The sequence below is a fragment of the Enteroscipio rubneri genome (assembly GCF_963929405.1).
GTDB lineage: Bacteria > Actinomycetota > Coriobacteriia > Coriobacteriales > Eggerthellaceae > Enteroscipio > Enteroscipio rubneri.
Genome location: NZ_CAWVIN010000003.1, coordinates 1,124,152 through 1,137,201, shown reverse-complemented (window position 1 = coordinate 1,137,201; position 13,050 = coordinate 1,124,152). Strand labels below are relative to the sequence as shown.

Here is a 13,050-nt window from a genome sequence, read left to right as displayed (position 1 = left end):
TCCTTGGTGCCGATCGAAGTCTTATTGTACTCCATATTGGATAGGCGAAGGCGAGGACGCCCCGCTCTCCGGAGCGGCTCGACGAGCCGGCCTCGGCATGTCCCGAGCGTCCGAACCGGACCTACGAATGGCCCGCGCACGGGGCGCGGGCCATCGGGGAGGGAAAGCTTGCCGCCCATCGCGCATCCGGCGCATTGGACGGGGTTCAGGCACGAGGTTACTTCACAGGCGCTCCATCGGCGCTCGGCATGTCGTCGGTGGGATCCATCCATCCTTCTGCGGGAAGGGGGAACCCGTTGCCGTCGTTGTGATAGCCGCCATGACACGCCGTGTTGCATACCAGCACCGAGGTGCCTTCGATCGAGTGGCACCGAGTGCAATCATACGATTCGGCATGCGAGGCGTGGGGGTTGACTCCCTCCAAGCCGCCGTACGCGTCGTTCGCGGCTACGATAGAGTCGCGCGGATGGCAGCTCAGGCAGTTCTTCTTCGAGTAATCGCCGTTCATCGCCTCGATCTGCTTCGGTGTGTGCACGGCCATCATGCTGCCGGGCTGGGCGTTCGCGCTCTGCGTCGCAGCGTCGTCCGACGTTCCTCCTCCTTCGCCGCTGGGCGCGCACGCGCACAGGGCAAACGCGACCGCTGCGAACGCCGCGACGACAGCCAGCCTGATCGTCTGCATGCATTCTTTCTTCTGCTCCATGATCGCTCCTTGCCCGCGGATTAAATGTACTCGATGCCGAGCATGTCCTTGGCAGATATCCACGAGAAGCACTGGCCGTGACCGATGCCCGAGCCCATGATGTTCGGCGGGTACACGTTGCCGTAGAACGAGCCGGCCGTATTGCCCGCAGCATACAGTCCGGGGATGGGCATGCCTTCCTTGTCGAGCACACGGCAGTGCTCGTCATTGCGCAGCCCGCCGCGCGTGCTTGTGATGCTCACCACATGGCGCGACGCGTAAAACGGCGGCGTGTCGATGGTGGTCAGCCACAGGGGGTTCTTGTAGAAATCCAAATCCTTGCCCGCTGCGCAGAAGCCGTGATAGCGTTCGAGCTGCTCGTTGAAGATCTCGGGATCGACGCCCATCTGCTCAACAAGCTCTTCGAGGGTATCGGCCTGCACGGTAATACCGTTCTTGATATCGATCTCAAGCTGCTCGGGCGTGTTCATGGAAAGATAGTCGCCCTTCGGATAGCCTTCGGGGAACTTCGCCTGCCAGGCGCTGTCCCAGACACTCCATGCAGAGCCGTCGGCCGTCGCGGTGATCTTGGGAATAGAGCACGCCTGGAACGGAAGATCCTCGGGCATGAGACGCCGGCCGGTGGTGTCCACCATAAACACCGGCAGATTGGCCACCGCCGCATAGGACTTGGAGTCCTTGGCTTCGGGCCGCTCGCCGTTCGTGTCCACAGCGACGAACGGGAACAGGTCCCCAGCCGCGAAATCGTCCATGTCCGCGCCTATCCACATGCCCATCTTCTGGCCGTCGCCGGTGTTCTTGACCTCGGCGATGCTGCGAGTCTTGAGCAATGAAGGATTGAAATAGCCCATCATTTCGCGGTCGCCGCCCATGTCGCCGCAGGCCAGCAGAATGCCCTTCGAGGCGTTCAGCTTCACGTACTCGCCGCTCTCGTTCTCGCCGATCACCGAGATCGCGCGGCCGCTTTCATCGCGTACCAGCTGTACGGCGGGCGTGTTGTAGTGGAACGTCGCCCCGTTGTCCGCGGCGTACTCGGCAAGGATGCCCGTCCAGTCGATGTTCACGCCGTCGGCCAGGGTCTTGCCGTCCCTATCGACGAAGTAGATCATGGCTGCATAGGTGGCCCAGAACTCGTTCGCGCCCACCTGCCCGACGCCATCGTTGGTCACTTTGAATCCCGTTACCTGCTGGGGAACGATATCGTAGCCCTTCGACTGGAATACGGTCTGCAACCAGTCGATGTAAGGCGCGCTGTTGTCGAACCACTTGCCATACGACGACATGCGTCCTTGGCTGCCGTTGGTGATCTTCCACACGTCGGTGATGAACTTGTCACGATCGTAGGTGATGTCGTTGTCCACTTGGCACTTCGCGTTGAACCCACACGTGCATAGGCGCGCGGTGCCCCATGTGCCCGCCTTCTCCAGAACGTGCACGTTCGCGCCCTGCTCTGCCGCGAAGGCCGCACCGGGCAGCCCGGCAATGCCGGCGCCGCATACCACGATGTCGCAGTCGATGGTCTCGCTGATCTGGTCGTCCGATATGGGATCGGGCGCGACCTCCCAGTATTTCTCGATGGTGATGTCGGATTTGGCGGTCGGCTCCTCGCCCTGCGCAGGTTCGTTTCCCGCACTCGGCTTGGCTTCCTGCCCTCCAGCGCATCCGGCCAACCCGGCAAGTGCAGCGCCGGCGCCCAGCACGGCGGCTCCGCTCAGGAACCCGCGCCTCGATACCGTCGTCTTGTTCTTGAACTCGTCGCCCATGACGTTCCCCTTCCTTTACAGGAGGCGCCCCTCGCACCCCCTTCGTCGCCATCATCATGCGGACGCCTCGACGGGTTAGCCAGGCTCAAAGGGCGACGATTCTCCAAGAACGGTTAACCCCTCCCAGTAACCCCCTGGGTTAGCAGATCGCGCCTGTTGCAAACTACCGGCGCATGGGACAATGCAGCGAGGGGAGATGCGGCGCATGGAAGGGGATGCCCGTGGCAGAATTCAATCAGGCGCGCGCGGGGACGATCAACGTCCTGAAAACTTGCACGACCGATATGAGGTGGTTCTTTCTCGGGCCGTCCTTTCTGGTAGCGATCACCACGCTCACGCATTTTACAAACGGCTACAAGACGACCGCATTCGGAATTTCATATGCCGACGTGATTTGCAGCACGAGTATCGCGGTAGCGCTCTGCGTGCTGGCAGCCCTGCATAGAAACGCGTTGTTTGGCTTCCGCCGGACGGCCATCGTGACGGTGACGGCTCTCGCCGCATGCGGATTCCTCGTCATGAAGGCGACGGCGGCCTTCGCACCCGACCTGCATGGGTTCGCGCTCATCCTCTCGGCAATCTCCATGGGCTTGTTCTTGGGAGTGGCCGCGCCGTGCTGGTTCGATTTCTTTGTCGGGCAGACCATAGAAACGGTGGCGTTCTCGCTGTTCGCGTCTATTATCGGCGGCTGCGCTATCTCCTGGTTTCTCCTCGGCATGACCCAGGACCGCTTGATCGCGGGATACTGCACCGTGGTCGTGCTGGCAGGCTTCTCGCTCGCCTATGCCCGCGAAAAGCAGCCGATGCGGCCGAGTCGGCTCGACCGCGGAGAGCGGCCCTCGTTTTTGTTTCTCGCCGGCCCGCTGCTCACCGCGTTCCTGTTTAGCTTCGCCTTCATGCTCTCGGTCTCGCTCGTAGGCTTGGAATCATGGCACACCGATGCCGGCTGGAGCATGCTGTGGCCGGCGGCGCTCGTGCTTTGTGCCGTCGCCCTGTTCTCAAAACGCTTCAACATCGCCTCTCTTCTGTATCTTGCGCTCACGCTCATCGTGGCGGGCATGCTGTTCGCCTCATTCCTTCACGTTGACCGGTCGTTCATCTTCTCGCTGGCCACCATGGGATGCGCCGTCAACGTGTCCTACCTCGTCATTCTGTTCTGCAACATCGGAGGCCGATTCGCGTTCAGCTCCTACAAGCTGGCAACGCTCCTGCTGCTCTCCGTGTTCGGCGGCTGTCTACTTGGCAGGCCCGCGGCGTTCGTCATGAGCTCGATCGACCGCAGCGGAGCTCTCACGACACTGCTCTCCATCTGCCTCATCATCGGCATCATCGCCTACACGCTGGTCAATTTGAATAACCGAACCATCCAGCTGTACTCGAAGTACCGCTTCAAAGACCGTGGCGGCGCGCAGTCGCCGGCAGTATCGTCGCTCGTCGCCTCGTACGCCATCGGACGAGGTTTGGGAGCCCGTGAGCAGGAGGCCCTCTCCCTCTTGCTTGCAGGCAAGACCGCGAGCGAAGTGGCCGACGAGATGTTCATAGCCCACGGAACGGCGAAAGCCCATATACGCCATATCTACCAGAAGCTCGACGTGCATGACCGGGTCGAGCTGTTCGATCTCATGCGCGACGTCGACCCGCATTTCAAAGCACCGAACAAAGTCTGACGGACACCTGCGCGGCAAGGATCCCCGTGCCTTCCGCACGTGGCAGGACTTCGATGCGCCCGCCTCCAGACCCGCTTCCCTCGTTTCGTTCCGGCGCTCGCGTCGCCCTACGACGTAACGAGCAGGACAAGCCCGATGCAGAGCAGCAGCACGTAGGTGAGCTTGAGGAACCGCTCCTGGCTGAGGTGGCGCTGCAAACGGTTACCCACGAGAGTGGCCAGCACGGCGGCCGGTATGCACATGAGCACCACCTGTACGACGTCCGGTGTAAAATAGCCTTGCTGCACGGCGATGCCTGCGTAGATAAAGTTCAGGACGGCCCATACCATGGACAGCGTGGCACGAAACTGCTGGCGGTCTTGGAGCTTCTGCACCGTATAGATGACAAGCAGCGCTCCGCCCGACACGAACATGCCCTGGATAAGGCCGGCGAGCGCCAGCACGATCCACAGCGCCCACTCGGGAAGGAACCTCTGGCGCTTCGAAAGCAGGTTCTTCGCGCCAACCAATAAAATGATCAGGCCGTATATCTTCAGCAGCACATCGAGCGGCAACACCGAGTCCAGCCAAATGCCCACGAGCACGAACGGCAGCATGGTGAGCACGATTTTGGCGAGCTCGCGCCAGTGCACATGCTTGATGTTCATGACGGCCAGCAAACCGCACGCAAAGAATCCCATAGCGTTCAGCACCGCCACGGAGCTGTGGAGCCCCAGCAGATGCGTGCCCACGGGCATGGCGAAGATGTTTCCGGCGAACCCCGTGACGGCTTGTATGGTGTACGCGAAAAAGAACGCCGCCAAGAATAGTGCTTTTTCCATATATGCTACAATCCTACTACTTATCCGACGGCGTACCAGTGTAGCACTGAAGCGCGCCGGAACCGACCACAAGCAAGCTGCGCGATGCGCTCGATCCGCACAGTGGAACGCACGGCGGTCTTACGCCACGTTCGCTCTCAGCCGAGCGCGCGGCACTGATCTGCAGAATGGACGAGCATGGCGGGATTCAGCATTACCATCGCCGGCGATTCGGCGCTCAACCTCGAGTTCGCGCATGTGATCTCGCCAGAGACGAGCGCGAAAATTCGCCTGGCCGCCGATAACCTCACCGCCGATCCCATCGAAGGCGTTACCGAGCTCGTCCCCACGTTCTGCTCGCTCATGGTGTATTACGATCCTCTGTCCGTCACATTCGACGAGTTGTCTGCCACGCTGCGCGGCAAGCTGCGCGACGTGGGCGAAGCCGACCTGAGCGTGCGCAAGATCGTGCCCATCCCCGTATGTTACGGTGGAGAGTTCGGCCCCGATCTCGAGATCGTCGCCCAACACGCCCGCCTCGAACCCGATGAGGTGATCGCTTTGCACAGCGGGCGCGACTACCTCATCGACATGCTGGGATTCCTGCCGGGTTTCGCCTACCTGGGAGGGCTTGATGAGCGGCTGCACACGCCACGGCTCGCCACGCCGCGCACCCGTATCGAGCCGGGCAGCGTGGGCATCGGCGGCGCTCAGACGGGCGTCTACCCGCTCGCGTCACCCGGTGGCTGGCAGATTATCGGCCGCACCCCGCTCAAGCCCTACGATCCCGATCGCGATGATCCCATCCTCTACGCGGCAGGCGAATACCTGCGCTTCGTCCCCATCACCCCAGACGAATACGCCGCTATCGAGGCGCAGCTTGCGGCGGGCACGTACGCATACGACATCGTCGTGGAGGGCGAGTAATATGGGCTTTGTCGTAAAGAAGGCCGGCGTCGTTACCACGGTGCAGGACAAAGGCCGCTTCGGATACCAGGGCAGCGGGTTCTCGACGAACGGCGTCATGGATCATCGCGCCTTCACCATCGCAAACCTGCTCGTCGAGAACGACCCCGACGCCCCCGTGGTTGAGTTCGCCCTCGCCGGCCCCACGGTCCGCTTCACCACGAACACGTGCATTGCCATAACGGGCGGTGATTTCTCTCCTACGCTCGACGGGGAACCGGTTCCTCTCTACACCGCCATCATGGTGCACCGGGGCTCTATTCTGCGCTTCAAGGCATCTAAAACCGGCTGCTACGGATATCTGGCCATCGCAGGCGGCAGCGTGCGCGTACCCGAAGTCATGGGAAGTCGCTCGACCAACCTCAAATGCGAGTTGGGCGGCTTTCGGGGCCGGGCGCTCGTCGTAGGCGACTACCTGCCCTTCGCAACGAAAAGCATCGATTTCCTTCCCAACCTTGGTTCGCACCGCATCGATGGGGACAATGCGTTCTACGGCTTCGAAGAGGACGAGGTAACGGTGCGCGTAATACCCGGACCGCAGGAACACATGTTCACCGATGCGGGCATCCAAACATTTTACGGTCGGACGTACACGACCACGACGAAGTCCGATCGCATGGGCTATCGGCTAGACGGACCCGAAATCGAGACGAAACGCGGGTCGGATATCATATCAGACGGCATCGCATTCGGCGCTGTGCAGGTGCCCTCGCATGGACGGCCTATCATCATGCTGGCGGATAGGCAGACGACGGGCGGCTACGCGAAGATCGGTACCATCGCGACCGTCGACATCCCGAAGCTTGTGCAACGGCCGCCGGGCAGCACGGTCAGGTTCGAGCGCATATCCGTGCAGGATGCGCAGGCGCTCCTACGCGAGGAAGCACGTCGATTCGATATGCTGGCGCTCAAGGTGCGCCGTCCGAGCGCCGACGGCATATCCCCGCGCAGGACCGCACGACGCCTGACCCCCATCCTGGAGAAGCAGGCCGAACGCACGCAGGCCGACACGCTGTGGATCGACCGCGCGAACCGGGCGGAGCGCGTGGGCAACCGCAACCTGTTGACCGGAACCCCGATCGCAACCGACAAACAACCCACAGCAAAAGGAAGCGCGCCCGCAGCATCCGCGCCCGCCGGCCCGCGCGAAGAGGGCGCTCCCGTTGAGGAGCGCAGCACACCGAACGCTGCGAGCGCGCACGAGGACGGCAACAACACAGCTTGACATACCGCACCCGACCGCAGAGCTGAGAAGAATCGCAAGGAGAAGCGCCATGGACACGAAAGCCATCGAAGAACTGATCGCCATCATGGATAAGGCGGAACTGACCGCTCTGCGCGTCGCCGATGGCGACACTAAGATCGAACTGGAGCGCAACCACGGGCCGCTCTCGTCGACTACTCTGCCGCTCATGGCCGACCGCGTGAGCGCGCTCCTGGCGGGCAAGATCGAAAGCCACGAGGCTGCCGCCGTGGAGGACGCCGACGAGAACACGGTGCTCGTGCGCAGTCCCATGGTTGGCATGTTCTACGTCGCCCCGAGCCCCGACGAAGACTCCTTCGTGAAGGTGGGCCAGGAGGTGCTCTCCGGTCAGACGCTCGCCATCGTCGAAGCTATGAAGATGATGAACGAGATCACCGCTCCTGCGCCCGGCGTCGTCGTGGAAGTCTTGGCGGCCAACGGCGCGCAGGTCGAGTACGACCAGCCCCTGTTCCGTATCGCTACCGGCGAAACGCATTAGGCGGTCGAGCCATGTTCGACAAGATACTCATCGCCAACCGTGGCGAGATCGCCGTCCGCATCATCCGCGCCTGCCGCGCGATGGACATCAAGACGGTGGCCGTGTACTCCACGGCCGACAAGCACGCGCTGCACGTGTACCTAGCCGACGAGAGCGTGTGCATAGGGCCGCCCGCCGCGCGCGACTCGTACCTGAACATTGCCGCCATACTTGCTGCAGCGAAGGGAACCGGCGCGCAGGCCATTCACCCCGGCTACGGCTTCCTGTCCGAGAACTCCACGTTCGCGAAGCTCTGCCGCGAGAACGACATCGTGTTCATAGGCCCCGCGCCCGAGGTCATCGACCGCATGGGCAACAAGAGCCAGGCCCGCAAGACCATGATGGAGGCCGGCGTGCCCGTGGTGCCCGGCACGAAGGAGCCGGTGCACGCGCCGGAGGAGGCGCTTGCGAAAGCGCGCGCCGTAGGCTGGCCCATCATGATCAAGGCGTCGTCGGGCGGCGGCGGCAAGGGCATGCGCGTGAGCCTGTCCGAGGACGACTTCTGCGAGCAGTTCTCCATCGCGCAGCGCGAGAGCGTGGGCGCGTTCGGCGACAACACCATGTACCTGGAGCGCTGCGTGCTGAACCCGCGCCACGTGGAGGTGCAGGTCATCGCCGACACGTACGGCACCGTGGTGGCACTGGGCGAGCGCGATTGCTCCGTGCAGCGCAACCACCAGAAGATGATCGAGGAGAGCCCCTCCCCCGCGCTGTCCGCGGAGGTGCGCGCCGAGATGCTGGACGCCGCCGTGCGCGCGGCGCAGGCCGTTGGCTACACGTCGGCCGGCACGATAGAGTTCCTGTTGGACGACCAGATGAACTACTACTTTATGGAGATGAACACGCGCGTGCAGGTGGAGCATTCCGTGACCGAGATGGTCACGGGCACCGACATCGTGCAGGAGATGATCCGCGTGGCAGCAGGCGATCCGCTCACGTTCACGCAGGACGACATCACGTATCGCGGCCATGCCATCGAGTGCCGCGTGAACGCCGAGCAGCCCGAGCGCGGCTTCCTGCCGTCGCCCGGCACCATCTCCCAGATGCACCTGCCCGGCGGCAACGGCGTGCGCGTGGACACGGCCGCCTTCGACGGCTACGAGATATCGCCCTACTACGATTCCATGATAGCCAAGATCATCGTGCACGGCCGCGACCGCACCGAGGCCATCGCCAAGATGCGCACCGCCCTGGAGGAGATGGTGGTGGTGGGCGTGAAGACGAATCTCGATTTCCAGTACGCCATCATGGAGAACGAGACGTTCGCCGCCGGCCTGGCGGACACCAGCTTCATCGAACGGTTCATGAAAGGCGAGGTGTAATCATGATTGATGCTCCCGTTCCCGCCAAGCCCGTTGACGTGACCGACGAGGTTTGGACACAGATGCTTGCCGCGTCGCCAGTGGAGGCGCGTCGGCTGATTCGCTCGGGCGCATTCACGGCGCCGACAAGCGGCCTGTGTCCCGGGTACGCGCAGGCGAACCTCATCGTGTTACCGCGCGATCAGGCCTACGACTTCCTGCTGTTCGCGCAGCGCAACCCCAAACCCTGCCCGCTGCTCGAAGTGACCGAGGTGGGCGCGCGCGAGGCCACCATCTGCGCCACCGATTGCGACATCGCCACCGACTTCCCGCGCTACCGCATCTACGAGCACGGCCAGCTGGTGGCCGAGGTGGAGAACGTCGAGGACTATTGGCGCGACGACCTGGTGTCGTTCGTCATCGGCTGCTCGTTCTCGTTCGAGAGCGAGCTCATCGAGGCCGGCATCGAGATCCGCCACAACACCATGGGCTGCAACGTGCCCATGTACCTGACCGGCGTACCGTGCACGCCCGCCGGTAGCATGTCCGGCAACATGGTCATGTCAATGCGTCCCATCCCCGCGGGCCAGGTGGTGAAGGCGGTGCAGATCTCCGGCGCCATCCCCAAGGTGCACGGCGCGCCCCTCCACATCGGCGACCCCGCGGCCATCGGCGTGCGCGACCTGGCCCATCCCGAGTTCGGCGACCCGGTAGAGATCCGCGACGGCGAGGTGCCCGTGTTCTGGGCGTGCGGCGTCACGCCCCAGTCCATCGTCATGAACAGCAAGCCCCCCTTTGCCATCACGCACGCCCCCGGCTGCATGCTCATCACCGATACCAAAAACGTGGATCTGAAGGAGTAGCGCAAGCGCGATACCGTCCCGCACGCTGCCTGTGCTTCGCGGGATGCAGACGGCGCGCGAGATGCGGGATGCAGACGGCGCGCGAGATGCAGGATGCGGAATGCAGGAGACGCGCGGAGGCAGAAAGCGCGAAGCTGGTGGCACCCGTGGATGAAACGCAGGATGCGGACGGCGCACGGAGTGCGGTACGCGAGACACGAAAACGTCACGAGCGAGGCATACGCGGAAGCTGAAGCATCCGAATGAGGCGTTTTTGGCAGAGAATCAGAGGTATGTGACTTTTCCGGAGGAGCTTTTTACAAAAACGTGGCTGGATTCCACCATAATCCCAGTTCACAATTTTCTAGCCATCGAATAGTGCACAGAAAAAATCACATACCTCTGATTCTCTGCCATGTTCGTGACGCTCCGTGCAAAACTACGAGTCCAAACCGGAAGACGTCCCGAGCCAATACGCAAAATGCGGAGCACGGGGGACGCGGCATGCACGAGTCGTGCGGCGACTTGCACCTGACGAGGGATACAGATGCGCGCCCTCACCGGCGAACGTTAACGAGCCAGTCTCAACATCGCAGGTCGGAGCTCAAGGGCCGACCTGCCAAGAGAATGCCAGCAGCCATGCAGGCAAAATCGTACGGAAGATCGGCGGGGCAATTGTGGGCGCCGGGAAAATGCACCAGGGGCGCGTTCGCTCGCTGCGCGAACGCTTCTACGATGGCACCGACGGGTTCGTGACGGTCCATCTCGCCCAAGCCGACAACCAATGGGACTCGCGTAAGCGCTTCATAGTCCGGTTGGAACTGCGTGAATATATCCCCTTCATGCGCAGCGCTGCAGGCAGTGTTGCGCGCAGAACGAGCACGCTCGCCCACACTCGGTTCGTAGGCGCGTTCATTGTCTTTCGGTGCTAGCCCGAACAGAAACCCATCTCCGATGGATCCGATCGGGACGCCGCTACACGTTTTCGCCCACGCTTTCGCAATGCGAGCAGACAATGGAGAACCGGGCGGCAAGCATTTGGGCACCGGCGGCTCATAGCAGAGGGCCTGTTGCACCGCTTCGGGATGGCGCGCAATGAGCTCTAAGCCGATCGATGCTCCCACCGAATGAGTGAGCAGCATGAACGGACCGTCGAAGCACGCCAGCGCCACCGCGTACGCATCTTCCGCCTGCACTTCAAGGGAATACTCGCCGGATGGAGGATCATCGCTTCTGCCATAACCGCGCCGGTCGAACGTCACCACGTCGAACAGGCGCGAAAGAACCGCTGCGGCGTCATCGAAGAAATCGCAGTCCACCAAACCGCCGTGCAGCATGAGGATCGGCGGCCTCCTTTGCACCGCTTCTTCCTTTCCTTCGGCGCCTTTCGCTCGGCATTCGCCCTCGGCAGCCAACTCCGATGCGTTGGACAGCCTTTCGGTATCGGGAAGCCTCGACGCATGGCCCCGCTTTGGCGCATCGGGCTTCTCGTCGGGTGCAAACCGCTTGCAGAACAACGCCATTCCCTCATGCTCGATCGTAAACTCCTCGTTCATGCGACATCTTCCCTTCCGACATGCCTTCACTCGCCCGCATGCCCATAGCGCTCTTTGATCGCGCCAAGATCAACCTTCAAGCCACGCTTGAAGAAGTCGTCCACCTCCACGAAGTAGTGCGGCACCTTGATGGAGCTCAGCTTGCCTCGCACAAACCGTTCGAGCGCGTCGCGGTCGAACGCCGCTCCCTCCTCCATGTGCACGAGCGCTTTGGCAACTTCGCCGCGCTCGGCGTCGGGCACGCCTATCACGCAGCATTCTTCTACGCCCGGACAGTCTTTCAGCGTGTTCTCTATCTCGATGGGAAACACGTTCTCGCCGTTGGTTACGATCATATTCTTGAGCCGCCCCTGCAAATGCACGTATCCCATGCGATCGAGGTGCCCGATATCGCCCGAGCGAACCCAGCCGCCCTCCGCCATGATGCCGGCGGTGGAGGCGCGGTCATTCCAATAGCCGGAGAACGTGACCGGACCGCGCCACAGCAGCTCTCCGTCGGTCCCTGTCGGCACCTCGCGGCCCTCTTCGTCGACTATCTTGAGTTCGGTGAAGCACATAGGCTTCCCCACGGTATCGCTATGCTGCATTATGCTTTCAAGCGATTCGTCGCTGTCGGGATAGAAACAATTGTTCGGCCCCGTCTCGGTCATGCCATAGGCGTTGATCAGCTTCACGCCGCGTCTCCAATACAGCTCCATGGTCGAGGTGCTGATGGGTCCCGCCCCGTTCGCAAGCAGCCGATACGACGAAAAGTCCGTGGACGCGAAAGCAGGATGCTCCGCCATGCGGCGAAACACCGCCTCGAGCGCCAGACCGGTCGTGGGCCGCTCGCTTGCGATGAGTTCAAGCAGCACGCCAGGATCGAGCGAATCGGTGAGCACGATGCGTGCACCCACTAGAAGCGACGGCAGCGTCGTCACGTTCCAGCCGACGGTATGGAAGAACGGGAGGAACGTTATCCCGCAGTCGCGTTGCGTCAAGCCTACCGTCAGAATCTCGGACAGCGCGTTGTACAGGACGGCGCGGAAGCTTATCTTGGCCGATTTCGGCAGACCGGTCGTGCCGCCGGTGTGCACGAGCAGCTGGGTCTCTTCGATGTCGAAATCGGCAAAGCCGTCGAGCGAGGGAAGGCTGCACGCGCCGATTTCGCCCGCCATGATGTCGGAGTAGCAAGGAAGGGAACCGTCCTCCCCGTCGAGGGACACCAGCACGCATGACGCGTCCGCAAGGCGGCAGGACTCCTCGATCTTCTGACGATGCCCTTCGGATACGAAGACGACGCGCGGGCGCTCCCGCGCAATGAGCGGTGCGAGGTCGTCGGCGCGCAATCGCCCGTTGTAGGTGGTGATGATGACGCCCGTCATGAGGCTCGCGTAGAAGGCGTCGATGAAGGCAATATTGTTCTCTGCGGAAAGCGCGATGACCTCGCCTTGCTGCAAGCCCAGGTCGTCGGTCAGATATTTCGCGAGTCTCGCGCCCCGGCATCCCAGCTCAAAATAAGCGTATCGCTTTCCGGTCGCACGATCGAAAACCGCCTCGCGGCTCGGGGTCCTCAGAATACGGTACAGAAAGCCCTTCACGGCATCGTTCAACATGATACGTCCCTTCCACGGCCTGCGCTTGAGCCAGAGAGCGCGCGTTTCCTTTCGATACAATTCCGACGGCCCGCAG

At 62.3% G+C, this 13,050-nt stretch carries 11 protein-coding genes; 6 read left to right on the top strand and 5 right to left on the bottom strand.

Annotated elements, in window-relative coordinates; genetic code table 11:
- Window positions 1-217: 217 nt before the first annotated feature.
- On the bottom strand, window positions 218-703 hold the full coding sequence (locus ABGT83_RS11715; RefSeq protein WP_346687725.1) for a cytochrome c3 family protein: 486 nt from the start codon (window positions 701-703) through the stop codon (window positions 218-220).
- A gap of 20 nt (window positions 704-723) precedes the next feature.
- On the bottom strand, window positions 724-2,466 hold the full coding sequence (locus ABGT83_RS11710) for an FAD-dependent oxidoreductase (protein ID WP_346687723.1): 1,743 nt from the start codon (window positions 2,464-2,466) through the stop codon (window positions 724-726).
- Between the two features lie 221 nt (window positions 2,467-2,687).
- Between ABGT83_RS11710 and ABGT83_RS11705 the strand changes: the two genes are divergently transcribed.
- Entirely contained in the window at window positions 2,688-4,133 is a 1,446-nt protein-coding gene (locus ABGT83_RS11705; RefSeq protein ID WP_346687722.1) for a helix-turn-helix transcriptional regulator, read from the top strand.
- A 107-nt stretch (window positions 4,134-4,240) separates the two neighbouring features.
- On the opposite strand, the gene ABGT83_RS11700 is transcribed toward ABGT83_RS11705, so the two are convergent.
- Entirely contained in the window at window positions 4,241-4,954 is a 714-nt protein-coding gene (locus ABGT83_RS11700; RefSeq protein WP_346687720.1) for a sulfite exporter TauE/SafE family protein, read from the bottom strand.
- 177 nt (window positions 4,955-5,131) lie between these two features.
- On the opposite strand from ABGT83_RS11700, the gene pxpB reads away from it, so the two are divergent.
- From pxpB to ABGT83_RS11675, 5 genes are read left to right on the top strand one after another with little or no spacing between them, the layout of a single operon-like run.
- On the top strand, window positions 5,132-5,860 hold the full coding sequence (gene pxpB / locus ABGT83_RS11695) for a 5-oxoprolinase subunit PxpB (protein WP_103265010.1): 729 nt from the start codon (window positions 5,132-5,134) through the stop codon (window positions 5,858-5,860).
- Window position 5,861: 1 nt separating this feature from the next.
- Window positions 5,862-7,124, top strand: coding sequence for a biotin-dependent carboxyltransferase family protein (locus ABGT83_RS11690; RefSeq protein ID WP_346687717.1), 1,263 nt, complete (start codon window positions 5,862-5,864; stop codon window positions 7,122-7,124).
- A gap of 49 nt (window positions 7,125-7,173) precedes the next feature.
- Complete coding sequence (gene accB, locus ABGT83_RS11685; RefSeq protein WP_103265008.1) at window positions 7,174-7,641, top strand: acetyl-CoA carboxylase biotin carboxyl carrier protein; 468 nt, start codon at window positions 7,174-7,176, stop codon at window positions 7,639-7,641.
- 11 nt (window positions 7,642-7,652) lie between these two features.
- A complete protein-coding gene (gene accC, locus ABGT83_RS11680) occupies window positions 7,653-9,002 on the top strand; it encodes an acetyl-CoA carboxylase biotin carboxylase subunit (protein ID WP_346687716.1) in 1,350 nt (449 codons plus the stop codon).
- A gap of 2 nt (window positions 9,003-9,004) precedes the next feature.
- The gene (locus ABGT83_RS11675) at window positions 9,005-9,844 is read left to right on the top strand and encodes a putative hydro-lyase (RefSeq protein WP_346687714.1); all 840 of its coding nucleotides are present in this window, start codon (window positions 9,005-9,007) and stop codon (window positions 9,842-9,844) included.
- Between the two features lie 563 nt (window positions 9,845-10,407).
- Here ABGT83_RS11675 and ABGT83_RS11670 read toward each other — a convergent pair.
- Both ABGT83_RS11670 and ABGT83_RS11665 read right to left on the bottom strand, forming a co-directional pair.
- Entirely contained in the window at window positions 10,408-11,379 is a 972-nt protein-coding gene (locus tag ABGT83_RS11670; RefSeq protein WP_103265005.1) for an alpha/beta hydrolase, read from the bottom strand.
- Between the two features lie 26 nt (window positions 11,380-11,405).
- Window positions 11,406-12,974 carry a class I adenylate-forming enzyme family protein gene (locus ABGT83_RS11665; protein WP_170042450.1) on the bottom strand — a complete coding sequence of 523 codons (1,569 nt, stop codon included), beginning with the start codon at window positions 12,972-12,974 and terminating at the stop codon, window positions 11,406-11,408.
- Window positions 12,975-13,050 lie beyond the last annotated feature (76 nt).

What these genes read in the sequence shown, in the direction of transcription:
- ABGT83_RS11715 (WP_346687725.1), bottom strand. Translation starts at nt 703, where the DNA reads ATGGAGCAGAAGAAAGAATGCATGCAGACGATCAGGCTGGCTGTCGTC.
- ABGT83_RS11710 (WP_346687723.1), bottom strand. Translation starts at nt 2,466, where the DNA reads ATGGGCGACGAGTTCAAGAACAAGACGACGGTATCGAGGCGCGGGTTC.
- ABGT83_RS11700 (WP_346687720.1), bottom strand. Translation starts at nt 4,954, where the DNA reads ATGGAAAAAGCACTATTCTTGGCGGCGTTCTTTTTCGCGTACACCATA.
- pxpB (WP_103265010.1), top strand. Translation starts at nt 5,132, where the DNA reads ATGGCGGGATTCAGCATTACCATCGCCGGCGATTCGGCGCTCAACCTC.
- ABGT83_RS11690 (WP_346687717.1), top strand. Translation starts at nt 5,862, where the DNA reads ATGGGCTTTGTCGTAAAGAAGGCCGGCGTCGTTACCACGGTGCAGGAC.
- accB (WP_103265008.1), top strand. Translation starts at nt 7,174, where the DNA reads ATGGACACGAAAGCCATCGAAGAACTGATCGCCATCATGGATAAGGCG.
- accC (WP_346687716.1), top strand. Translation starts at nt 7,653, where the DNA reads ATGTTCGACAAGATACTCATCGCCAACCGTGGCGAGATCGCCGTCCGC.
- ABGT83_RS11675 (WP_346687714.1), top strand. Translation starts at nt 9,005, where the DNA reads ATGATTGATGCTCCCGTTCCCGCCAAGCCCGTTGACGTGACCGACGAG.
- ABGT83_RS11670 (WP_103265005.1), bottom strand. Translation starts at nt 11,379, where the DNA reads ATGAACGAGGAGTTTACGATCGAGCATGAGGGAATGGCGTTGTTCTGC.
- ABGT83_RS11665 (WP_170042450.1), bottom strand. Translation starts at nt 12,974, where the DNA reads ATGTTGAACGATGCCGTGAAGGGCTTTCTGTACCGTATTCTGAGGACC.